At 33.2% G+C, this 22,956-nt stretch carries 19 protein-coding genes; 9 read left to right on the forward strand and 10 right to left on the reverse strand.

What is annotated here, in order from left to right:
• Window positions 1-5 precede the first annotated feature (5 nt).
• The 7 genes from Q0075_RS13140 (at window position 6) to Q0075_RS05030 (ending at window position 8,942) form a co-directional block, all read left to right on the forward strand.
• Window positions 6-137 carry a phosphoribosylformylglycinamidine synthase subunit PurQ gene (locus tag Q0075_RS13140; RefSeq protein ID WP_366798197.1) on the forward strand — a complete coding sequence of 44 codons (132 nt, stop codon included), beginning with the start codon at window positions 6-8 and terminating at the stop codon, window positions 135-137.
• A gap of 75 nt (window positions 138-212) precedes the next feature.
• The gene (locus tag Q0075_RS05005) at window positions 213-1,058 is read left to right on the forward strand and encodes a DMT family transporter (protein ID WP_297868552.1); all 846 of its coding nucleotides are present in this window, start codon (window positions 213-215) and stop codon (window positions 1,056-1,058) included.
• A gap of 132 nt (window positions 1,059-1,190) precedes the next feature.
• Window positions 1,191-2,966, forward strand: coding sequence for a long-chain fatty acid--CoA ligase (locus Q0075_RS05010; RefSeq protein WP_297868553.1), 1,776 nt, complete (start codon window positions 1,191-1,193; stop codon window positions 2,964-2,966).
• 126 nt (window positions 2,967-3,092) lie between these two features.
• Entirely contained in the window at window positions 3,093-3,533 is a 441-nt protein-coding gene (locus Q0075_RS05015) for a MarR family transcriptional regulator (protein WP_297868554.1), read from the forward strand.
• An 18-nt stretch (window positions 3,534-3,551) separates the two neighbouring features.
• On the forward strand, window positions 3,552-5,942 hold the full coding sequence (locus Q0075_RS05020; RefSeq protein WP_297868555.1) for a 3-hydroxyacyl-CoA dehydrogenase/enoyl-CoA hydratase family protein: 2,391 nt from the start codon (window positions 3,552-3,554) through the stop codon (window positions 5,940-5,942).
• Window positions 5,943-5,945: 3 nt separating this feature from the next.
• Entirely contained in the window at window positions 5,946-7,130 is a 1,185-nt protein-coding gene (locus Q0075_RS05025) for an acetyl-CoA C-acyltransferase (RefSeq protein WP_297868556.1), read from the forward strand.
• Between the two features lie 21 nt (window positions 7,131-7,151).
• A complete protein-coding gene (locus Q0075_RS05030) occupies window positions 7,152-8,942 on the forward strand; it encodes an acyl-CoA dehydrogenase family protein (RefSeq protein ID WP_297868557.1) in 1,791 nt (596 codons plus the stop codon).
• A 62-nt stretch (window positions 8,943-9,004) separates the two neighbouring features.
• Here the strand turns inward: Q0075_RS05030 and bcp are convergent, their stop codons facing one another.
• The gene (gene bcp / locus Q0075_RS05035) at window positions 9,005-9,457 is read right to left on the reverse strand and encodes a thioredoxin-dependent thiol peroxidase (protein WP_297868558.1); all 453 of its coding nucleotides are present in this window, start codon (window positions 9,455-9,457) and stop codon (window positions 9,005-9,007) included.
• Between the two features lie 110 nt (window positions 9,458-9,567).
• Here bcp and nth point away from each other — a divergent pair, with 110 nt between their 5' ends.
• Window positions 9,568-10,215, forward strand: a complete 648-nt coding sequence (gene nth, locus Q0075_RS05040; RefSeq protein WP_297868559.1) for an endonuclease III — start codon at window positions 9,568-9,570, stop codon at window positions 10,213-10,215.
• On the forward strand, window positions 10,216-10,566 hold the full coding sequence (locus Q0075_RS05045) for a DUF2200 domain-containing protein (protein ID WP_297868560.1): 351 nt from the start codon (window positions 10,216-10,218) through the stop codon (window positions 10,564-10,566).
• 33 nt (window positions 10,567-10,599) lie between these two features.
• Here Q0075_RS05045 and Q0075_RS05050 read toward each other — a convergent pair whose 3' ends face one another.
• The 9 genes from Q0075_RS05050 to Q0075_RS05090 all read right to left on the reverse strand — a co-directional run bounded on the left by Q0075_RS05050 (window position 10,600) and on the right by Q0075_RS05090 (window position 22,929).
• Window positions 10,600-10,743, reverse strand: a complete 144-nt coding sequence (locus Q0075_RS05050) for a hypothetical protein (RefSeq protein ID WP_297868561.1) — start codon at window positions 10,741-10,743, stop codon at window positions 10,600-10,602.
• A gap of 51 nt (window positions 10,744-10,794) precedes the next feature.
• Window positions 10,795-11,379, reverse strand: a complete 585-nt coding sequence (locus tag Q0075_RS05055) for a sigma-70 family RNA polymerase sigma factor (protein WP_297868562.1) — start codon at window positions 11,377-11,379, stop codon at window positions 10,795-10,797.
• Between the two features lie 205 nt (window positions 11,380-11,584).
• On the reverse strand, window positions 11,585-13,282 hold the full coding sequence (locus tag Q0075_RS05060; protein WP_297868563.1) for a family 16 glycosylhydrolase: 1,698 nt from the start codon (window positions 13,280-13,282) through the stop codon (window positions 11,585-11,587).
• A gap of 9 nt (window positions 13,283-13,291) precedes the next feature.
• Entirely contained in the window at window positions 13,292-14,212 is a 921-nt protein-coding gene (locus tag Q0075_RS05065; RefSeq protein WP_297868564.1) for a glycosyl hydrolase family 17 protein, read from the reverse strand.
• Between the two features lie 4 nt (window positions 14,213-14,216).
• A complete protein-coding gene (locus Q0075_RS05070) occupies window positions 14,217-15,734 on the reverse strand; it encodes an MFS transporter (RefSeq protein WP_297868565.1) in 1,518 nt (505 codons plus the stop codon).
• A gap of 12 nt (window positions 15,735-15,746) precedes the next feature.
• Window positions 15,747-17,237, reverse strand: a complete 1,491-nt coding sequence (locus Q0075_RS05075) for a glycoside hydrolase family 30 protein (RefSeq protein WP_297868566.1) — start codon at window positions 17,235-17,237, stop codon at window positions 15,747-15,749.
• A complete protein-coding gene (locus Q0075_RS05080; protein WP_297868567.1) occupies window positions 17,238-18,530 on the reverse strand; it encodes a glycosyl hydrolase family 17 protein in 1,293 nt (430 codons plus the stop codon). It abuts the gene before it with no gap.
• A 14-nt stretch (window positions 18,531-18,544) separates the two neighbouring features.
• A complete protein-coding gene (locus tag Q0075_RS05085; protein WP_297868573.1) occupies window positions 18,545-21,958 on the reverse strand; it encodes a hypothetical protein in 3,414 nt (1,137 codons plus the stop codon).
• Between the two features lie 158 nt (window positions 21,959-22,116).
• Window positions 22,117-22,929 (reverse strand): glycoside hydrolase family 16 protein, encoded by an 813-nt coding sequence (locus Q0075_RS05090; protein WP_297868568.1) that lies wholly within the window; start codon window positions 22,927-22,929, stop codon window positions 22,117-22,119.
• Window positions 22,930-22,956: the final 27 nt, after the last annotated feature.

Below are 22,956 nucleotides of genomic sequence, written 5' to 3' on the forward strand. Positions count from 1 at the left end.
TAATGATGCCACACATTGAGCGTTCGACTTTCCCTTGGAACTGGGCACATTATCCTGAACGTGGACAAAAAGACGAAGTTTCACCATGGCTAGAAGCATTTGTGAATGCTAGAAAGTGGATTGAAAATAAAAAATAATATACCCAAACTTTATAAAAAAGCATCTTTTAATTAAGGTGCTTTTTTTGTACTATTGTGTAAAATAAAAAAACGATGTGGTTTGTCATTCTAAGTGTAATTTGTAGTGTTTCTGTTGGGATATTTTTAAAAGTAGCCAAACGATTTCAATTGAATATATTTGAAATCATTACGTTTAATTATTTTTCGGCTTTACTCCTCACCTATTTTACTTACCACCCTGAATTAACTTTCCAAGAAAAAACGATTCCATATTCACTTTTTATTGGATTAGCTATTTTATTGCCAATTGTATTTTTAATTCAAGCCAAATCAATAAAAGAAGTTGGAATCGTAAAAACAGATATTGCCCAAAGATTATCATTATTTATTCCGTTAACCGCTTCTTACTTTTTATTTAATGAAACGTTTAGTCAATTGAAAATTATTGGTTTTATAGTTGGATTTTCTGCCATATTCTTCACTTTGAATAAAAAATCAGAAAGTAAATCAGATAATTGGGTTTATCCTTTATTGGTTTTATTGGGATTTGGAATTATTGACATTCTATTTAAGAAAGTTGCCGTTTTTAGTGATTTTAGTTTCACAACTTCCCTATTCATCATTTTTTGTGGTGCTTTTATAATTTCAATTTTATTCCTAATTGGAAAAATTCTGGTTCAAAAAGAAAAATTAGAATTTAAAAATATACTTTGGGGATTGGCTTTAGGGATTTTAAATTTCGGAAACATACTCTTCTATTTAAAAGCACACAAAGCTTTATCCGAAAATCCGTCAACAGTATTTGCCGGAATGAATATGGGCGTAATTATTTTAGGAAGTTTAGCAGGAATCCTACTTTTTAAAGAAAAAATGACTAAATGGAACTATTTAGGAATTTTACTTGCTATAATTTCAATAATTTTCATAACATTTTCATAATTTTATTAAAATTAGTAGGCAAGCATAGTATTTTATTTTTATTAAAATACTAACTAATAGATTATCAATTATTTAAAAAATTGTTTAATTAACTTTATTTTTATAATTTGCATAAAATAATAATTGCGAATTATGAAGAATATAACACGCTTATTTGACTTTCCTTACCACCAATTAGAAAAGTATAATTTAAAGGATGCTTTAGTTACAAAATATGACGGACAGTGGATTAAAACATCTACTCAGGAATATTTAGACAAAGCCAACGCTATTTCAAGAGGATTACTTCGATTAGGAGTAAATAGAAATGATAAAATAGCTATCATTTCGTCTAACAATAGAACAGAATGGCATATAACAGATATTGGTGTATTACAGACAGGAGCGCAAACTGTTCCAATGTATCCTACAATTTCTGCTGAAGATTATGAGTACATTTTGAATCACTCAGAATCGCAATATGTTTTTGTATCTGACCTTGAAGTATATGAAAAATTACAAAGCATTAAATCTAATGTTCCATCTTTAAAAGATGTTTATTCTTATAATGACATCGTTGGATGCAAAAGTTGGAAAGAAATCTTAGAATTAGGTAGTGATGATTCTAATCAAGATGTTGTTGAAGATAGAAAAAATAATGTTGCTACAACTGATTTAGCAACGATTATCTATACTTCTGGAACAACAGGAAGACCAAAAGGTGTTATGTTATCACACCAAAATATTGTTTCCGATGTTTTAATGAGTGCTCCAAGAGTTCCTTTAAGAGCTGGGGACACAAGAGCGTTAAGCTTCCTACCTATTTGTCACATCTTTGAAAGAATGTTGACGTATTTGTACCAATATTATGGTATATCGATTTACTTCGCTGAAAGTATTGAAAAAATTTCAGATAACTTAAAAGAAGTAAAACCTCACGTAATGTCAGTTGTTCCTCGTTTACTAGAAAAAGTTTATGACAAAATCTACGCTAAAGGAGCTGATTTAACAGGCATCAAAAAAGCCCTTTTCTTCTGGGCTTTAGATTTAGGAATGGAATACAAACCTTATAAACAAAACGGTGCATTCTACGAATTCAAATTAAAAATTGCGCGTAAATTAATTTTCTCGAAATGGCAAGAAGGTTTAGGTGGCGAATTAGAATTACTAGTTTCGGGAAGCGCTGCTTTACAAACAAGACTCACCAAAGTATTCTGTGCGGCTAATATTCCAGTTATGGAAGGTTACGGTTTAACAGAAACCTCTCCAGTAATCTCAGTAAACGACATGAGAAATGGTGGGTTCAGAGTAGGAACCGTTGGAAAAATTTTAAATGGAGTTGAAGTTAAAATTGCAGAAGATGGCGAAATCTTATGTAAAGGTCCAAATGTAATGATGGGGTATTACAAAGACGAAACTCAAACTGCAGATGTTTTAAAAGATGGTTATTTCCATACGGGTGATATTGGTGAAATCGATTCTGATGGTTTCCTAAAAATTACCGATCGTAAAAAAGAAATGTTCAAAACTTCTGGTGGAAAATATGTAGCTCCTCAGATTTTAGAAAATGCTTTCAAACAATCTCGTTTCATAGAGCAAATTATGGTAATTGGTGATGGCGAAAAAATGCCAGCCGCTTTTATTCAACCTAATTTCGAATTTGTTAGAGAATGGGCACATCGCCATCATGATTTAAATGTTGGAGCTTCTAATGAAGAATTGTGCGCTAATTCAAAAGTTATAGAGAGAATTCAAGAAGAAATTGATCACTGTAACGAAAAATTTGGTAACTGGGAAAAAGTAAAACGTTTTGAACTTACACCAGATATTTGGACTATCGATGCAGGTCACTTAACACCAACTATGAAATTAAGACGTAAAATTATCAAAGAAAAATATTCTGATTTATATCAAAAGATATATGGATAATTTTTTTAAAGCCCACAAATAGTGGGCTTTACTTTATATAAATGTTAAATTTTACAAAAAAAAAAAAAATACTATGCGTGCATAGTATTTTTTTTTATATTTGAAAAAGTTTTGATTATATAATGTATGAAAGATAAAACGATAGATTATGCATTACGTACAACTTGGCAAGCGGTTGCCCGAATGTATAATGAAGAAGCTGCAAAATATGGTGCTACAATGGCAACGGGTTTTGCATTGTTAAGTATTGATAGAGAAAAAGGCTCTCCTTCTACAACTTTAGGTCCTAAAATGGGAATGGAAGCAACAAGCTTAACAAGAACCTTAAAATCAATGGAAGAACGAGGTTTGATTACTCGCAAAAAAAACCCAACCGATGGTAGAGGTGTAATAATTCAATTGACAAAAGAAGGGAAAGAAAAAAGAGAACTTTCTAAAGAAACTGTACTTCGTTTTAATGAAGCGGTAAAACAACATGTGAGTGAAGAAAAATTACAACACTTTATGGAAGTTGCTGAAATTATAAACGAATTGATTGCAGACAAAAAAATCTATAACGACAAATAAAACAACAAACCTATAAACATGAAACGTACTATTAAAAAAGTTGCTGTTATTGGTTCCGGAATTATGGGAAGTGGAATCGCTTGCCATTTTGCTAACATTGGGGTTGAAGTCTTATTATTAGACATCGCTCCAAATGAATTAACCGAAGCCGAACAGAAAAAAGGACTAACTCTGGAAAGTAAATCTGTTAGAAACCGATTAGTGAATGATCATTTAGCTAACGCTTTAAAATCTAAGCCTTCTCCTATTTATCATCCAAGTTTTGCTTCAAGAATTACTACAGGTAATACTACTGATGATATGTCGAAAATTGCAACTGTAGATTGGATTATCGAAGTAGTTGTAGAACGTTTAGACATCAAGAAAATTGTTTTTGAACAAGTTGACAAATATAGAAAACCAGGAACTTTAGTTACTTCAAATACTTCTGGTATTCCTATTCAATTTATGAGCGAAGGAAGAAGCGACGATTTTCAACAACATTTCTGTGGAACACACTTCTTTAATCCTGCTCGATACTTAAAGTTATTTGAAATTATTCCTGGACCAAAAACATCGCAAGAGGTATTAGATTTCTTGAATGGTTATGGTGAAAAATTCTTAGGAAAAACTTCAGTTGTAGCAAAAGATACTCCAGCTTTTATTGGAAATAGAATTGGAATCTTCGGAATTCAAAGTTTGTTCCACCAAGTGGCAGCAATGGGATTAACGGTTGAAGAAGTAGATAAATTAACTGGACCAGTAATTGGTCGTCCAAAATCGGCAACTTTTAGAACAGTTGATGTAGTTGGTTTAGATACTTTGGTTCACGTGGCTAATGGAATTTATGAAAATTGTCCAAACGACGAAGCACATGAATTATTCAAACTTCCTGAATTTGTTAACAAAATGATGGAAAACAAATGGTTAGGAAGTAAAACCGGACAAGGTTTCTACAAAAAAGAAGGTAAAGATATTCTAACTTTAGATTTAGATACATTAGAATATAGAGCCAATAAAAAAGCATCTTTTGCAACTTTAGAATTAACCAAAACTATTGAAAAACCAATCGATAGATTCAAAGTTTTAGTTACAGGAAAAGACAAAGCAGGAGATTTCTATAGAAAAAACTTCGCTTCAATGTTCCAATATTGTTCAAATAGAATTCCTGAAATCACAGATGCGTTCTACAAAATCGACGATGCTATGAAAGCTGGTTTCGGTTGGGAAAACGGTCCATTCGAAATTTGGGATGCTATAGGAGTTGAAACAGGAATCGAATTAATGAAAGCGGAAGGATACCAACCTGCTTCTTGGGTAACGGATATGTTAGCTTCTGGAAACAATTCTTTTTATTCTGTAAAAGATGGAGCAACACACTTCTACTCTATCACAAACAAAAAAGTAGAGAAAATTCCAGGTCAAGATGCCTTCATTATCTTAAATAACATTCGCGAAAGCAAAAAAATATGGAACAACAGCGATGCAATCATTACCGATTTAGGTGATGGAATCATCAACTTAGAATTTACCTCTAAAATGAATTCTATTGGCGCTGGTGTTTTACAAGGAATCAACAAAGCTATTGATATTGCTGAAAAAGACTACAATGGTTTAGTAATTGGAAATCAAGGAGCTAATTTCTCTGTTGGAGCCAATTTAGGAATGATTTTCATGATGGCTGTCGAGCAAGAATATGACGAATTAAACATGGCAATCAAAATGTTCCAAGACACGATGATGCGTTGTCGTTATTCAGCAATCCCAGTTATCGCTGCTCCTCACGGAATGACATTAGGTGGTGGTTGTGAATTAACCATGCATGCTGACAGAGCGGTTGCCGCAGCAGAAACATACATCGGATTAGTAGAATTTGGTGTTGGAGTAATTCCTGGCGGTGGTGGTTCAAAAGAAATGGCATTAAGGGCATCTGATTTATTCCGTAAAAATGACGTGGAATTAAACGTTTTACAAGAATATTTCTTAACGGTTGGAATGGCTAAAGTAGCCACTTCGGCTTATGAAGCATTTGATACTGGCGTTTTACAAAAAGGAAGAGATATCGTTGTGGTAAACAAAGACCGTCAAATTGCTACTGCGAAACAAGTAGCGTTACAAATGTATGAACAAGGTTATACACAACCTGTAAGAAGAAAAGACATAAAAGTATTAGGTAAACAAGCTTTAGGTATGTTCTTAGTAGGAACTGACCAAATGGAAGCAGGTAAATACATTTCTGAACACGATAAAAAAATCGCTAACAAATTAGCTTATGTAATGGCTGGTGGTGATTTATCAGAGGCAACTTTAGTTTCTGAACAATATTTATTGGATTTAGAAAGAGAAGCATTTTTATCATTAACTGGAGAAAGAAAATCTTTAGAGAGAATTCAGTACATGTTAACCAAAGGGAAACCATTAAGAAACTAAGAAATGAGAACAGCATATATAGTAAAAGGATATAGAACAGCAGTTGGAAAAGCTCCAAAAGGGGTATTCCGATTCAAAAGACCTGACGAATTAGCAGCAGAAACCATCGAACACATGATGAAGGATTTGCCTGATTTCGACAAAGCACGTATTGATGATGTGATGGTAGGAAACGCCATGCCAGAAGCAGAACAAGGTTTGAACGTTGGACGTTTAATTTCATTAATGGGATTAAAAATCACCGATGTTCCTGGAGTTACAGTAAACAGATATTGTGCTTCTGGAGTAGAAACTATCGCAATGGCAATAGCTAAAATTCAATCCGGAATGGCAGATTGTATTATCGCTGGTGGTGCCGAAAGCATGAGTTATATTCCAATGGGAGGTTACAAACCAACACCAGATTACAAAGTTGCCGCTGCAGGTCATGAAGATTATTACTGGGGAATGGGATTAACGGCTGAAGCAGTTGCCAACCAATTCAACGTTTCTCGTGCTGATCAAGATGAGTTTGCTTACCAATCGCACATGAAAGCGTTAAAAGCGCAAGCAGAAGGTAAATTCGATAAACAAATTGCTCCTATCACAGTGGAACAAACGTTTATCAATGAAAACGGTAAAAAAGAAACCAAATCTTATGTAGTGAATAAAGACGAAGGTCCAAGAGCTGGAACTTCAGTAGAAGCTTTAGCTGGATTACGACCTGTATTCGCTGCTGATGGTTCGGTTACCGCTGGAAACTCTTCACAAATGAGTGATGGAGCAGCTTTCGTTTTAATCATGAGCGAAGAAATGGTAAAAGAATTGAACTTAGAACCAATTGCAAGAATGGTAAGCTACGCTGCTTCTGGTGTAGAACCAAGAATCATGGGTATTGGACCAGTTACTGCTATTCCAAAAGCATTAAAACAAGCGGGACTAAAACAAGATCAAATCGATTTAATTGAATTAAACGAAGCTTTCGCAGCACAATCATTAGCAGTTGTGAGAGAATTAGGTTTAAATCCTGAAATCGTAAACGTAAACGGTGGAGCTATCGCTTTAGGTCACCCACTAGGTTGTACTGGTGCTAAACTATCCGTTCAATTGTTTGACGAAATGCGCCTGAGAAACAGCAAATACGGAATCGTTTCCATGTGTGTTGGAACAGGTCAAGGTGCTGCAGGAATTTTTGAATTTTTAAAATAAAACTATAAAACTTAATAAGTTATGTCAGATATCATCAGAGGAGGACAATTCCTTGTAAAAGAAACAAAATGCGAAGACATCTTCACACCAGAAGACTTCAATGAAGAACAAATTATGATGCGTGATTCGGTTATCGAATTCGTAGACAAAGAGTTATGGCCAAACAAAGAGCGTTTCGAAAAGAAAGATTATGCACTTACAGAAGAAGTAATGCGTAAAGCAGGAGAACTTGGTTATTTAAGCGTTGCCGTTCCTGCTGCTTACGGTGGTATGGAAATGGGATTCATCAATACTGTTTTGGTTTGTGATTATATTTCGGGAGCAACAGGTTCGTTTTCAACTGCTTTTGGAGCGCACACTGGAATTGGAACTATGCCAATTACTTTATACGGAACGGAAGAACAAAAACAAAAATATGTTCCAAAATTAGCTTCAGGAGAATGGTTCGGTGCTTACTGTTTAACAGAGCCAGGAGCAGGATCTGATGCCAATTCAGGAAAAACAAAAGCCGTTCTTTCTGAAGATGGAACACATTATAAAATTACAGGTGGAAAAATGTGGATTTCTAATGCTGGATTCTGTAATGTATTTATCGTTTTTGCTAGAATCGAAGATGATAAAAACATCACGGGTTTCATCGTTGAGAATGATCCATCAAACGGAATCTCGTTAGGAGATGAAGAACACAAATTAGGAATTCGTTCCTCTTCTACTCGTCAGGTTTTCTTTAACGAAACTAAAGTTCCTGTTGAGAATATGTTAGCAGGTCGTGGCGAAGGATTTAAAATTGCGATGAATGCTTTGAATGTTGGACGTATTAAATTAGCTGCTGCTTGTTTAGAAGCACAAAGAAGAACAATTTCTGGAGCTGTTCAATATGCTAACGAAAGAGTTCAGTTTAAAACTCCTATTTCAAGTTTTGGAGCAATTCAAGCTAAAATTGCTGAAATGGCAACTAATGCATATGCTGGTGAAAGTGCAACGTATAGAGCGGCTGCAGATATTGAAAACAGAATTAATATTAGAGTAAGCGAAGGAAACTCGCACCAAGAAGCAGAATTAAAAGGTGTTGAAGAATTCGCAATCGAATGCTCAATCTTAAAAGTAGCAGTTTCTGAAGATGTTCAAAACTGTACGGATGAAGGTATCCAAATTTTTGGTGGTATGGGATTCTCAGAAGACGCTCCTATGGAAAGTGCTTGGAGAGATGCTCGTATCGCAAGAATTTACGAAGGAACTAACGAAATCAACAGAATGTTATCAGTTGGTATGTTAGTTAAAAAAGCAATGAAAGGTCACGTTGATTTATTAGGTCCAGCGATGGCTGTAGCTGAAGAGTTAATGGGAATTCCATCATTCGATGTTCCAGATTATTCAGAATTATTTGCTGAAGAAAAGGAAATGATTGCTAAATTGAAAAAAGTATTCTTAATGGTTGCGGGTGCTGCAGTTCAAAAATACGGAGCAGAATTAGAATCGCACCAACAATTGTTAATGGCTGCTTCTGATATCTTAATCGAAATCTACATGGCTGAAAGTACTATTCTTAGAACAGAGAAATTAGCTAAAAAAGAAGGCGAAGATAAAGTTCAGGAGCAAATTGCTATGGCAAAATTATACTTATATCATGCAGTAGATATCGTAAACCAAAAAGGAAAAGAAGGAATCGTTTCTTTTGCTGAAGGCGACGAACAACGTATGATGTTAATGGGATTAAAACGATTTACAAAATATACGAATATGCCAAATGTGGTAGCACTTCGTGAAAAAATTGCTGCAAAAATTATTAGCGAAAACAAATACGCTTTCTAATACAGCAATTAATTGGTTTAGTTTGTTTAAAAAAACCATTCGCCAAGGCGAATGGTTTTTTATTATTTTAAAATCTGAGCAGCATGTGCTTTTGTTTTTACATCCGAAATTACTTCTTCGATAATTCCGTTTTCATCAATTACAAAAGTGGTTCTGTGAATTCCATCATATTCTTTACCCATGAATTTCTTTGGTCCCCAAACACCAAATGCTTGAATCACCGATTTATCTTCATCCACTAATAACGGAAATGGTAACTCATATTTTTCAATAAACTTAGCTTGAGCTTTTGCACTATCGGCACTTACTCCTAACAAAGCGTAATTATTCGCTTGAAAACGAGCATAATTATCTCTTAAATCGCAAGCTTCTGCTGTACAACCTGGCGTACTTGCCTTTGGATAAAAGAAGACTACTAGTTTTTTTCCTTTGTAATCAGCTAATGTATGAGTAGCTCCATTTTGGTCTAATCCTGAAAAATTAGGAGCTTTATCTCCTGCTTTTAATGTTGTCATTTACTTATAGTTTTAAAATTAATTAGTCATAAGGTTAAAAAACAGATGATACAATGAATTTTGATATTGTACTTTTACTTTATAACTTTACGAATCAAATTTAGTTAAAAATGACCAAAAGCGAGAAGGTAACATTTGTTATAAATACGTTAAATGAATTATATCCTGAAATTCCAATTCCGTTAGACCATAAAGATCCCTACACTCTACTGATTGCCGTGTTACTTTCTGCACAATGTACTGATGTTCGCGTAAATCAAATTACGCCAATTTTATTTGCGAAAGCAGATAATCCGTTTGATATGGTAAAAATGAGTGTAGAAGAAATTAAAGAAATCATTCGCCCGTGTGGATTATCGCCAATGAAATCGAAAGGAATTCACGGTTTATCAGAAATTTTAATTGAAAAATATAATGGCGAAGTACCGCAAAGTTTTGAAGCTTTGGAAGCGTTGCCTGCTGTGGGTCACAAAACAGCAAGTGTGGTAATGAGTCAGGCTTTTGGTGTTCCGGCATTTCCTGTTGATACACATATTCATCGATTGATGTATCGTTGGGGATTAACCAATGGTAAAAACGTACAACAAACCGAGAAAGATGCCAAACGTATTTTCCCAGAGGAATGTTGGAACGATTTGCACTTACAAATCATTTGGTACGGACGTGAATATTCTCCTGCTCGTGGTTGGAATTTAGAGAAAGATATTATCACGAGAACGATTGGAAGAAAAAGTGTTATTAATGAAATTAAAAAATAAATGGCATCAAGAAGCATAAATCATATGATCTTTGCTGGTGTTTACCCACATTACATAAACAAGGCTGAGAAAAAGAATCGCACGAAAGTGGAAGTCGATGAAATTATTTGTTGGTTAACGGGTTACACACTAGAAAGACTTCAAAACCAAATAGACACAAAAGTAGATTTTGAAACTTTTTTTGAGCAAGCACCAAAATTAAACGAAAACGTTTCTAAAATTACAGGTGTTATTTGTGGTTATAGAATTGAAGAAATTGAAGATCCATTAATGAAAAAAGTACGTTATTTGGATAAGTTAATTGATGAATTAGCGAAAGGGAAAGCACTGGAAAAGATTTTAAGAAAATAAAAAAATGCCTCAAAGAGATTTGAGGCATTTTCCTTAATTAGCGATAATTTCAAAACTTGAATTTCCTACTTTATGAATACTCAATGCTTTTGAATAATTGAGTAAAAACGTAATCGTTTCTTTTTTAGGTTTCATTTCTTGAGTCGCTAATTTTTTCTTAGAGTAAAGTTTTGCCATTTATTATATTTTGGTTTATAACATGATAACGACAAAAGTTTCCTTTTAGTATTAATTAGTCAAAACAATTTGATTTTTTTCAATTATTTTTCTCAAATTCAACAAAGCATATCGCATTCTACCTAAGGCTGTATTAATACTAACACCTGTTAAATCAGCTATTTCCTTAAAACTTAAATCTTGATACATACGCATTATTAAAACTTCTTTTTGATCTTGCGGAAGTTCATCTAATAACTTTATCAAATCCATTTCTACTTGTTCAGATATAATTTGTCCTTCAATATTCAAACTATTATCTGTCATGTAGTTGAAGATAGAATACTCATCCGTTTCACGTTGGTAAGGCATTTTTTTTGCTTTTCTATAATGGTCAACTACCAAATTATGAGCAATTCGCATTACCCAAGGCAAAAATTTTCCTTCTTCGTTATACGACTGTGATTTCAACGTTTTAATTACCTTAATAAAAGTATCTTGAAAAATATCGTCTGATAAATCTCTGTCGTTTATTTTAGAATAAATAAATCCGTAGATTTTTGATTGATGTCTTTCAATCAATGAAGCTAAAGCAGATTCATCTCCACTTATATAATTCTTCACCAAAACTGCATCAGGAAGTATAAGATTAGCCATAAAAATACCTTTTAGTTAATTAAAGTCGGGTTCTAAAAAGTATTTTTATTGTATAGGCAATCGTGTTTTTGAGATTAATAAACCAAATTTAACATAAAATTTAATTAAAAAACAAATTTCAGATAAAAATTTAACACTTTGAATGCAATAAAAAAGAAAAATGCTCACAAAATTGGATTCTGTAAGCATTTTGAATTGAAAGATTTTAATTTATAATAATTTTTTTAATTCCTTTTTTATGTTCAGAATATACAATTAATAAGTACATTCCTTTTGACAAACTACTTACATCAATTTGATTTGTATTTTCTGCTTGTGTTACCACTTTATTTCCAATTAAGTTGAATATTTCTACTTTATCAATAGTAGTTTCAGAGGCAATTGAAATAAAATCATGTGATGGATTTGTAAAAGTAAAATTTGAAAAATCATCAAATTCTTGTTGATTTAAAGAACAATTATTTCCTACAACATAAGGAATATATTGCGTTACAGACATTCCATTTGCATAAGCAAATTTTACTGCATAGTAAATAGTAGTACCTAGTGTTTGATTTGTAATTGTTTGAGTGAAAATTCTGTTAGAAACATTAGTCATAGGAGTCTCAGCAAAAGGAGATTGTCTCCATAAATATGCAACCAATCCAATCTTATCTGTGTCTTGTAATTCAAAAGTTATTTTTACAGAATTTCCAATTGTTTCAAAAGAATAATTATATCCTATCGAAAAAGTACCTTGAGAAGCTACACTACTTGAACCAGAACAACCTACAAATCCTAAGGTTCTTGCATTTAAAACAATGGCATTATTTGTTGCATTATTACCTGACGCATCAGATGCAGAAATTGAGAAACTATAATTAGTATCAGCCGTTAAATTAGGAATAATTACCGATTTTTGAACTCCTGAATTACCATAAGCTGAAATAGAATTACTGCCGTAAACAATATTGTAGTTTACAGTTCCAGAATTATCGGTAGCATTTAGTAAAAGTTCAACTGATGAACTTGTTACCGTGCCAACAGCAGCTGTAAAATTAAGTGGAATTTGAGTATCCAATTGAGTATTTTGATACACTCTCACATAATCAACTTCCATTGTTGCATCTATAAAATTACTAGGAATTGTTCCTGCTACTCCACCCATCGCAATATTTAAAAGTAAATATTGATCTAAATTAAACGGCCAATTAGATGCGTTTTTAACCGCAGGATTATAGGTGTAGAATGGAACACCATCTAATAGAAAAGTAATTTGATTAGGCGACCAATTCATAGAATACACATGAAAGTCACTTCCCAAATTATTAGCTATAGTTCCACCTATGTTTGTAGTATTTCCAAAAGAAGATGACGTGTGTAAAGCACTTTGAACATATCCTGCAGGTTGCCAAGAAGTAATTCCATGTTCCATAATATCAATTTCTCCACAGGCAGGCCAACTAGCAGTGCCGTAAGTTGATGAAAAATAGGCACCTGGTTCTATAACATTTTTACCTAACATCCATAATGCTGGCCATGTACCTTGATTTGTTGGTATTTTAGCTCGAATATCAACTCTACCATATGTAAAAGCAAACTTTGAATTTAATCGAGCAGATGTATATTGTTTTGTATAACCTTGAGTGGTATAAGCTTCTTTTTTCGCAACAATTTTTAAAACTCCGTTTTCAACAAACGAATTGGTTAACTCATTTGTATAATGCTGTTCTTCACCATTAAACCAATTTCCTCCAGCTGGTAATTGAGTTTGGTGATGCCATTTGGTTGCATTCACTGCCCCATTACTTTCAAACTCATCTGACCAAACCAAGTCGTTGTAAATAACATCAACCTGTGCAGTGGCTAAATTAATATTGAATAAGAAAGCTATTAATACAACTATTTTAAATGTGTTTTTCATTATACCTTTTTAAAATTTTAATTTTTCGTTTTTATCCCAAATACCCCAATGAGCCCCCACTTCACCCTCTGGGCCTACTTTCCATGCCTCATCAAAAGATGAAAAATAAAAGATTTCAATGTCTTCACTTAACGACCATAATTGTGTGTTGATGAAATATTTCATTGCATTTTCAGTAGATGGATGTGAATCTTTAAAACTTTCACCATGGCTAGGCCAACCGGTTTCAGTAATAATCACTTTTTTTCCATTACCGGCAGCTAAAGCTTGATGATACATACTTTTCATATGAGATAAAGCATCCATTTGATTAGTACCTTCCCAATACGGATAACAATTGGTTAATATGACATCACAAGCTTCTGTAATTCTTGGTTTTATGGTGAACTCATAATAAGCATCTACATATCCTACTGGAATGTGAGCTGGAATTTCTTTTCTTGCTTTATTTATAAAAAACAATAATTCATCTTCTGTTAAATCTTTTCGATAAATCACTTCATTTCCAACAGCCGCTATATCTACAAAGCCCTCTTTTGCTAATTGAATTAAAGCTTCCATTTCTTTTTCATTCTTTTCAGCATCGTCACCTAACCAAGCCCCAACAAGAGTTTTCATTCCTAACTCGCGAGCGATTTTTGGAACAAATTCATTTCCTTCAATGCATGAAAAAGAACGCACCCATTTGGTATAAGGCGCTATAATTTTTAATCTTCTTCTCACCTGCTCTTCCGAAATATGATCGCCTGGTTTTTGACCGTCTTCATACATACTAAAACAAAGTCCGTGCATACCACTTCGTAACGATTGTAAGAATATGGCAGATAAAACTTCAGGAGAAGTATTCATCAAATTTAAACCACTACTAAATTCTATATTAGCACTCTCATTATTCTTAGCATATAAAAAGTAATCGTTTTTGAAAGACATAATATTATAAATTTAATTTATTTTTTCGTTCAGATCTTTTTTCTTCTAATTCTTTCTTAATCTTACTTACTTGATCTTCATTTAAATTATAATTCCACATAATCAAAACCGCTAAACCTGCAGTAACCGACGGAATAATGATGTCCGCAATTCTTAAATCATGCATGGTTTGTGCGGCTTGAATGGAACTTTTAGCGTCAAATCCTACCATTGATAAAACCAAACCTCCTAATGCTAATGCAATAGATTGCCCAATTTTAACCATCCACCAATACATAGCACCAAACGTTCCCTCTCGTCTTGGCAAACCATTTCTTAATTCATCCAAATCACAAACATCGGCAGTCATACTCATCATTAAAGTGAATAAACCTCCTAATCCAAATGCCATCAATGGGATAGGCAATAATAAAATCAAAGGCATTTCTAATGAAAATTTCACTACTCCAACTTGTAAAACCACATCATTAAAAAGTACGGTTGTTTGTTCATCTACAACTACAAATCCCCACCATTTAAGAAGATAACCAATAATTGATAAAAAGGTTGAGATAATAAAAGCATTTCTCTTGCCAAATTTATTAGCCATCCAAGAAACAATTGGAATAATTAATATAGCAGTTAAGAAAGAACCTAGAATAGAAAATATTGCTGGTACTGTTCCTGCCATTTCATAACTCCCTTTGTACATGTAAAAAACAATAATGAAATAACTAAAAGAAGCCACCATTTGAAAACCATTAAAAACTAAGAAAGTAGCACCACACAAACGCATAAAAGGAATGTTTTTAGTCATGTTTTTCATGGTGCTCCATAATATTTTCATATTAACAACCAAGTCTTTAAACGTAAGATTAGCTTTACTATTAGCATCAGAAACATCATTTTCTTTACAAAAAATAGCAGGCAAAATTCCAAAAAGGAAACAAGCAAATCCAACAAAAATAGATAATGTTCGAACACCATCTGCCTGAGTATCAAACAAATCTTTATTCGCAATTAATACCCAAAAAATAGGCACAATCATCCATGATACTTGTCCAACGCTATTCGCAATTCCCATTAATCGAGTTCGTTCTTTAGTATCGGACGACATTTCATAGCCAAATCCAATCAAAGGAGTTGAAAAAATAGTATTGGCAAAAATGAATAGAATAGAGAAGAATAAAAAATACCAAAAGTTATAGGTAGAGCCATTATCTTCCCACATTTGCCATTGCACAACAAATAAAATAGCAGACAAAATAGCTCCCATAAAAATATAAGGTCTTCTTCTGCCCCATTTTGAGGTGGTATTATCCGATATAAATCCCATAATAGGATCGGTTAACGCGTCGAAAAACCTTGGTATAGCCGATAACAAACCTGCAATAGCTGGCTCTATTCCGAATGCCGTAATTAAGAAAAACGAAAAGACTCCTAAAGCTCCTGGTAATAAGTTATTTACCAAATGTCCAGCTCCAAAAGCCGCCTTTTGACTTAATGGAATTTTTTCTACTGTATGAACTGAATTGATATCCATAATGCTTATGTTTTAAAAATCAATCACCACTGTTTGCAATGCTTTTGCTGAGATGGAAATGATTTTATTATAATTACTAATACTAATTTCTATTGAATGAGATTGCTCCGTTGGGTTAAAAACTACTAAAGCAATTGATTTATCTGGATTTTGAGCGGCTGTAACTTTTAAATCTTTGCTATTGATTTCGCAACCAATTTTAATAGCACCTGGACGCATGAATTTACTAAAATGCGACATCACGTAATACAAGGGTGTGAAGTAGACCTCATCGTTTTTATCATCTACAATTACAGGAGCTACACACCAGTTTTTGAACCAATTAGGACCACCTTGTCGGTCTAAAACCATATTCCAATCTACCCAACCATCAACTTGGTTATTCAAACAACCAATGATGTCTTCTGCATAACGGTTTACGGGAGCATATTTTGGATGTAAATATTTGTCTTTTTCACTTGCCCAATCCCAACCCCAATCAGTAGCTTCTTTTTTCCAATACCAAGCATCGTCTTGCCAATGTGGAATTTCAGAATCTACACAAGCTTCCGTTTGAATAAGATGTTTGTTTGGTGCTTTTTTGTGAGCATATTGCAAGGCTTCTGGAAACACTTCATACGTGCTTTCGTACCAATGAATAGCTGTTCCTGCGAAATATTTGGATGTTTTCTCATCTTTATACATCGCATCAACCCATTCTTGTAAACCGGCTCTATTTTGATCGTAACCTAAAATTTTGATGTTATTCCAACCGTCACGTTCTAATTTTGGTCCCAAATGATTTTGAACGAACAAAGTCATTTCTTCTGGTGAAAACAAAGTACTTTCCCAATTGTTTCCATTGCCATGCGGTTCGTTAATTACTGTTACTCCCCAAATGTCAATACCTTCTTTTTTATAAGCTTCTAGATATTTTGAAAAGTATAAAGCGAACGTATCGTTATATTCTGGTAACAATTTTCCGCCTACATAACTTTTGTTGTCTTTCATCCAAGGCGGACAAGACCATGGCGAAGCAATGATGTTAAATCCTTCTTTAGAAATCGCTTTTGCTTCTAAAATCATAGGAATAATATCCTCTTTATCCTCTTCGATAGTGAAATGCTCTAATGCTAAATCATTCTCTACTTTAGCATAAGTATAATTCTTAAGTGAAAAATCACAAGAAGCTATAGTAGTTCTTGTTAAGGAATAATTAGCTCCACTTTCACTGAAGTAAGCATCCAATATTTTCTTTCTGTTTTCTTTACTTAATTTATTCAATAAATGTGCAGAAGCTTCTGTAAATGAGCCTCCAAAACCAGTAATCGTTTGAAATTTTTCATCAGGATTCAGATGAATCTCAACCTTATTTTCTGATGTAGAAAATTCATTTACTTTCTTCAAAGCATTGCCACTTTCAGAAGTTTCGTAAACGGTTACTTCTAATGCACTATTGACTCCTTTACAATTCATCATTGTTACAAGAATTAAAACACTTATTATGTAGTGAACTACTTTCATTTATCTTTTTGTTGGTGGTGCAAAAACAGTTTTCATCACTAATTCTTTATTACCTGAAAACGTTTTTTCAATTGACTTTCCATCTCTTTTTAAATTAACAAAAACCTTATCGTCTACTGAATTCCACAACGTGAACTTTGCTTTTCCATCTACAGTAAAAATCCCGAAATGATTTTCAGAACCATTTGGATTGTTACTATCTTTCCAATGTTCGTCAAACGCTTCAAAATAGAAACAAGTGATTTTTTCTTTATTCGTCCAAGCTCGCATACTTTGATAATACAAGGCTTGTTTGTATTCGTCAGAAGCTTTTGAACCTTCAATTCCGTAGAAACCATCTGAACTAGAAGCCCATCCCGTTTCGCCAATATGAATTGGCTTATTTGGACTAATCGAATGCACGTAAGCTTTTACATTTTCAAATTGTTTTTTAGCAAATAATTGCGAGCGAACCATAGCGGTAGCAACTTTTTGTAATTCATCAAAATGATTTTCATTGCTAGAAGATTGCCAAAAATCAGGATTATAATGTGTATTGTGATACGGATACGTATGCATGGAAACATAATCAACCGCTTTGATTAAATTCTCTAAGTCCTTTGTATGATAACTAACATCGCCTCCACCCCATGAAGCAAAATCATCGGAACTTGTAATCCAAACATCTTTTGCTAATTTGTTTTGCTTTTTCAACTCTTGTAAATGATTCACCCATTTTAAAATGATATTAGGTGTAACATAATAACTGGTTGCCCAATTGACCATTGCTTCATTTCCAACCGAGATAATTTTTATAATTTCTGGATACGCATTTGTTAAACGAACGGCTTCAGCAATTTCAATGGCATTTCTTTCACTTTCTTCATTGTGAATAGGTTCTAATTCTGTCCAAGCATTTTTGCAATCAATCCAAACGCCAAGCATCACATACATTTCAAAATTGGAATCTTCTTTTTTTAATTGGGAAATAGCTTCCAACAAATTCGAAACTTCTTTATAATGAACATTGTACGTTCTAACTATTTTGATGTTTAAAGCTGCTAAAATTTTTAAATCCTCTTTAATTTCAGCAATTGTAGGCTCAATTTCACGTGTATTTTTGCGATAACCTCCATAACAAATAGCTTGATAATCAGGATTCCCTAATAGCTTTTTTGCCGTTATTTCTGTTGGATTTGCATTCATTTCTTGGCTTTCTCGTTTAGAATTACATGAAAACAACAAACAAAACACTACCATCAAAAGAAATACTTTTGAGAGAGATAGCGTTATTATGCTAGTTTTCGCTTTCATATTTGCATCATTAATTATTTCAGGTTTGTAGCAACTAGATTCACAATTAGTTTTTCAACATTTCCATTTCTACTAAATACATCTTGACTTGTTTTAGCATCTAATGTTAATTCATTGATTGTTTTTGAATTGCCTTGTTTGTCGAAAATTTCGATAGACGATGCCTCAGATAATTGATATACAACAGGAATTTGGCAGAATGTAAACGCCAATGAATTTTCTTTTAATTCAATCGTTTTGTGTTCGAAATGAACGTTTACATAATTAAACGTTTTAGGTTGTGTTAAAAACTCGTCCTTTCTTAATAAACACGGATTAAAATGTAAAACTCCATCTTTAATGAAAACACCTAATTCTCCAAAACGACTCAAAATATCTTCTTTTACTTGACCTGTCATTCCAGGTTGTTGTGCGCCTTTTCCTGCTGGTGTGTGCGAATAAGCATCGGTTGGGAAAGCACCATAAAGTGTTGGCGATTTGTGAACACCAATTCCTTCGTTTATTTCGTAATAGTGTTCTAATAAACGTCCGATAACTTCTGGTGATTCGTTTTCTTCGATGGCTTTTAGGCAACATTCTTGAACGGCTAATTGTAGTTTTGAAACCATGTGCCAATAAATTGAACCTAAACCTTCATAGCCATAGAAAGTTCCAGAACGACCTGTAAACGCTTTATGGTTGAATACCTCTTCAAAGATTTCTAAAACGACATTTTCTTCTTTTTCAACTAATGCTTTGAAAGTGGTATTTTGTTTCACTTCTGCTAAAGCATTTTTCAAATCGTTGGCATTGTGGAAGTTTCCGTTGAAATGATAATTTCCTAAAATGTCTTGGTTGATGATTTGAGCGTTCTTATTCGCTAATAAATTTTGTAACAATTCTGATTTGGCAACCGCTTCTTTTGAAATGGTGTTTTTCTCGATGAATTTTGGTAATTCTTTATTTGGATACAACAAATAGCTGTATTGATCGTGTCTAAATAATTTGCTTGCTTTTAACGCATCTAAAACTTTTAGATTTTCTTTTGATGATAAATAGCCTGAACTTAGAACTGCTACTTGTCCTTCAAGCATTTCACTTAAATAAGAAATTGAAATTGAGTTGTTACTTTCAATCGTCATTAAGTTATATGCATGATATAAATCATCAGCACGTTTGTTTGCTTCGATTGAATGTTCGATAAATTTCAAACTTACTTTAGTGAAATTTTTCAAACCTTGCATGGAATGCGTACGCTTTTTACCCCAAAATCCGCTGTTGTAGATTTGGTAACGATAATCTGAAGCTGCTTTTCCTAATCTATCTAATATTGCTTTTCTAGTAACATCATCGATATTTCTTGAAAGTAGGTATTCGTTTTCTACTAAACATTCTCTAACTTCATGATAGAATTCGACCATTTCGTTGGAAATTTTGATGTTTTCTAGGTTCGAATTGTCTAATAATTGTTCGAAAAACTTCAAAAATCTTCTCAAATAATACAACGTAACCATCGAAACTCCGTTACCTACTAAGGCGTTATTGGCGTCGTTCCATTCAGGACGTTGTGTGTTCATCCAAATGCCGGCTTCTGGAATAAAGTTGGACATTTTAGATAAAACTGTAGCTAGTATTTTTTCGATGAAATTCACATGATAAATGCTCTTGTCGTTACTGTGTAACAAAGCACCATCAGCTCCCATCTGTTGTTTTCTTTCGTTGATTAATTTTTCCCAAGAATGACTGTATTCAATGGTGTCTTTTGGATTTTTTAGAATTTCGTCATATGGTTTAATGATATATGGAACCGCAGCATAAACAAAACAATCCGTTTCAAAATAATCGTTTAGTTTGCCTGGTGCGTATTTTTCACAGAATTCTAAGAACTTTAACAAATAAATGATTTGGTGATCGCCCCAATATCCAATGTATGACCAAGGATTATCAGGTTCAATGGCTTCCCAATCAAATCCATCTTTGGTAACACGATACGGATTGTAGCCATCAAAAGTTGAAGCGTTTAAGAACTTATGAATCATACTATCAATAAACTCTGGATATGAATGTGCTAAAGCTTCCCAATTTTGGAAAATATCACGCCAATTTCCTTGGTAATCTAATATTTTAGAACCATCAATTTCATTGGTAGTGTTGATTGAAAACTTATTCCAAGGACGACTTGGATCACCGTGTCTTCTACTGAATTTTAAAGGCAAATATTCAAAACTTAACCGTTCAAAATTCAAATTATCTTGCTGTTTAGCAAATTCTTTTAATGCTTGAAGTGTGAAGGTTTCGGGTAATTGGTTGATTTTATTTGCCAATTTTTCATAAACCTGTCTATTCGCTTTTTTGATATACAATACAAAATCCTGTTTTTCAATTTGGTAATTGTAATCAAAAATTCCACCACGCATAATATTAAAAAGCGTATTAGAAAAATGTCTTGTATCGCGAAGATGGTCTTCTGTAGCTTGAAGTGCATCAGAAGAAGCATTGATTTCAATTAACTTCTGAGTTCCAAGATTAATGTCTTCTTTAATTTGACTTTCTAAAGTGGCGTCTTTTGAAATCGTTTCAGTCAATCTAATAATATCGGCATGATTTTGATTTACGTTGGCCACAATGATCCAACTTTTATTTGAATTTGAGTTTAAATCAAATGATGTATTGATAAAATAAGCGCCTTTTTCGCCTTTGATATCGAATTCTGGATGTACATTTTGCTTTCTTCTGAAATTAGCAACCTGCAACGATGATAGTAAATACGTTGGGTTATCTAATCCTAACGAAAAAACCGTATTCGCTTTTAAAGCTTCACTTGGTTCGGCTTTATCTACAATAATAGCGCTTAAAGCAAAAATTCCCAATCCACTGTTTGGATGTAATTCACTTCTTTTATAGGCATCTACTAAATTACTTGTTGAAGCTTGTAAATCGCTACTTACACCATGAGGCATAATGTTTTGAATTCCGTCTAAAAGGGATATTTGATACGCTTTATCAGCATAATTTTTAATTGAAGCCTGTTTTACAAATCCAAATTTGTTACTTGAATTCCATTCGTAAGAAAAAGAAAGTTCTAAATCATGATTGGTTTCTTCGAAGACGATTTTATTTCCGTAAAAGTTCTTGTATAAATTTCTAGATATGTTGTACTTATCAGTGAAACGTTCTGAGAAAGGTTCCCAAATTAACGTTTGGTTGTTGTATGTAACCTGAAAAATAGTTTTACTTCCGGTAATTTCAGCAGATTCTGTTATTTTATCATCGGTATAATATGGGAATAACGCAAACTCGGCATTTTTTCTACCAGCAGTTAATCCGCCATTACTTGAAATAAACATCCAATGATTCGAATCACTAACAATACTCATGAAAAATGGTCGCATGGTATCGCTGTTGCTTATTTTATAAAATTTTTCTCCATTTAACATCACGACATCCATAGTAACTGATACATTATCAATTTCTAGTGTAGCACTTACATTATCTTTCATTCCTAAACTCATGATTGTTTTGCTTCAATTTATTTTGCATAAAAATCCACTACTAGACTTTATTAAAAAGTCTAGTAAATGAATTCATATTTATATGTTTCTTTATTTTATTGGTAAATTCTTATGTAATCAACTAACATAGTTTGTGGGAAAGTAGTTTCAGTGTTAGGAGAACCTGGCAAATTTCCACCCACAGCCATATTTAAGATGATATAAAAAGGTTGATTGAAAACCCATTCACCTGGAACATCTTCTGGAGTGATTTGATTATAAAGTTTATCGTCTATATAATAATTGATATAATTTTCACCCCATTCAATTCCAAAAATGTGGAAATCAGTATCAAATCGGCTATTTTTTAAAGTAAAATTTTTAGATATCGATTGTCCACCTGCATAACCTGGACCATGAACGGTTCCAAAAGCAGTAGTTGGATTACTACCTAAATACTCCATAATATCAATTTCACCACATTGTGGCCAAACAACCGTATCAGAATTAGCACCTAACATCCAAAAGGCAGGCCAAATACCTTGTCCTAATGGACATTTGATTCTAGCTTCAATTCTTCCATATTTTTGTTCCACTTTTCCTTTGGTTAAAATTCTAGCCGAAGTATAATTAGATCCCATGTATAATTCTCTTATAGCTGTAATTTTAAGCATTCCATCTTCTACAACAACATTCTGCGGACGGTCTGTATAATATTGTAATTCGTTATTGCCCCAACCGTTACTACCTGTTCCAATATTATAACTCCAATAAGCACTGTTAGGAGCACCATCTACATCAAATTCATCTTGCATTACTAAATTATTCATAGTAGTAACCGTTTGTTTTTCATCTGTAGAACATCCCATAACGGATATTATTGTCGTAAATAATGCTAACGATTTTATTGTTCTATATTTTATACTCATGATGTTTTCTTTTAAATTAAATTACTT

Origin of the sequence: uncultured Flavobacterium sp., assembly GCF_937967675.1 — a bacterium.
GTDB lineage: Bacteria > Bacteroidota > Bacteroidia > Flavobacteriales > Flavobacteriaceae > Flavobacterium.

What these genes read in the sequence shown, in the direction of transcription:
- Q0075_RS05080 (WP_297868567.1), bottom strand. Translation starts at nt 18,530, where the DNA reads ATGAAAGCGAAAACTAGCATAATAACGCTATCTCTCTCAAAAGTATTT.
- Q0075_RS05020 (WP_297868555.1), top strand. Translation starts at nt 3,552, where the DNA reads ATGAAACGTACTATTAAAAAAGTTGCTGTTATTGGTTCCGGAATTATG.
- Q0075_RS05060 (WP_297868563.1), bottom strand. Translation starts at nt 13,282, where the DNA reads ATGAAAAACACATTTAAAATAGTTGTATTAATAGCTTTCTTATTCAAT.
- Q0075_RS05015 (WP_297868554.1), top strand. Translation starts at nt 3,093, where the DNA reads ATGAAAGATAAAACGATAGATTATGCATTACGTACAACTTGGCAAGCG.
- Q0075_RS05025 (WP_297868556.1), top strand. Translation starts at nt 5,946, where the DNA reads ATGAGAACAGCATATATAGTAAAAGGATATAGAACAGCAGTTGGAAAA.
- Q0075_RS05030 (WP_297868557.1), top strand. Translation starts at nt 7,152, where the DNA reads ATGTCAGATATCATCAGAGGAGGACAATTCCTTGTAAAAGAAACAAAA.
- Q0075_RS05055 (WP_297868562.1), bottom strand. Translation starts at nt 11,379, where the DNA reads ATGGCTAATCTTATACTTCCTGATGCAGTTTTGGTGAAGAATTATATA.
- Q0075_RS05090 (WP_297868568.1), bottom strand. Translation starts at nt 22,929, where the DNA reads ATGAGTATAAAATATAGAACAATAAAATCGTTAGCATTATTTACGACA.
- Q0075_RS13140 (WP_366798197.1), top strand. Translation starts at nt 6, where the DNA reads ATGCCACACATTGAGCGTTCGACTTTCCCTTGGAACTGGGCACATTAT.
- Q0075_RS05050 (WP_297868561.1), bottom strand. Translation starts at nt 10,743, where the DNA reads ATGGCAAAACTTTACTCTAAGAAAAAATTAGCGACTCAAGAAATGAAA.
- bcp (WP_297868558.1), bottom strand. Translation starts at nt 9,457, where the DNA reads ATGACAACATTAAAAGCAGGAGATAAAGCTCCTAATTTTTCAGGATTA.
- Q0075_RS05075 (WP_297868566.1), bottom strand. Translation starts at nt 17,237, where the DNA reads ATGAAAGTAGTTCACTACATAATAAGTGTTTTAATTCTTGTAACAATG.
- nth (WP_297868559.1), top strand. Translation starts at nt 9,568, where the DNA reads ATGACCAAAAGCGAGAAGGTAACATTTGTTATAAATACGTTAAATGAA.
- Q0075_RS05010 (WP_297868553.1), top strand. Translation starts at nt 1,191, where the DNA reads ATGAAGAATATAACACGCTTATTTGACTTTCCTTACCACCAATTAGAA.
- Q0075_RS05085 (WP_297868573.1), bottom strand. Translation starts at nt 21,958, where the DNA reads ATGGATGTCGTGATGTTAAATGGAGAAAAATTTTATAAAATAAGCAAC.
- Q0075_RS05045 (WP_297868560.1), top strand. Translation starts at nt 10,216, where the DNA reads ATGGCATCAAGAAGCATAAATCATATGATCTTTGCTGGTGTTTACCCA.
- Q0075_RS05005 (WP_297868552.1), top strand. Translation starts at nt 213, where the DNA reads ATGTGGTTTGTCATTCTAAGTGTAATTTGTAGTGTTTCTGTTGGGATA.
- Q0075_RS05070 (WP_297868565.1), bottom strand. Translation starts at nt 15,734, where the DNA reads ATGGATATCAATTCAGTTCATACAGTAGAAAAAATTCCATTAAGTCAA.
- Q0075_RS05065 (WP_297868564.1), bottom strand. Translation starts at nt 14,212, where the DNA reads ATGTCTTTCAAAAACGATTACTTTTTATATGCTAAGAATAATGAGAGT.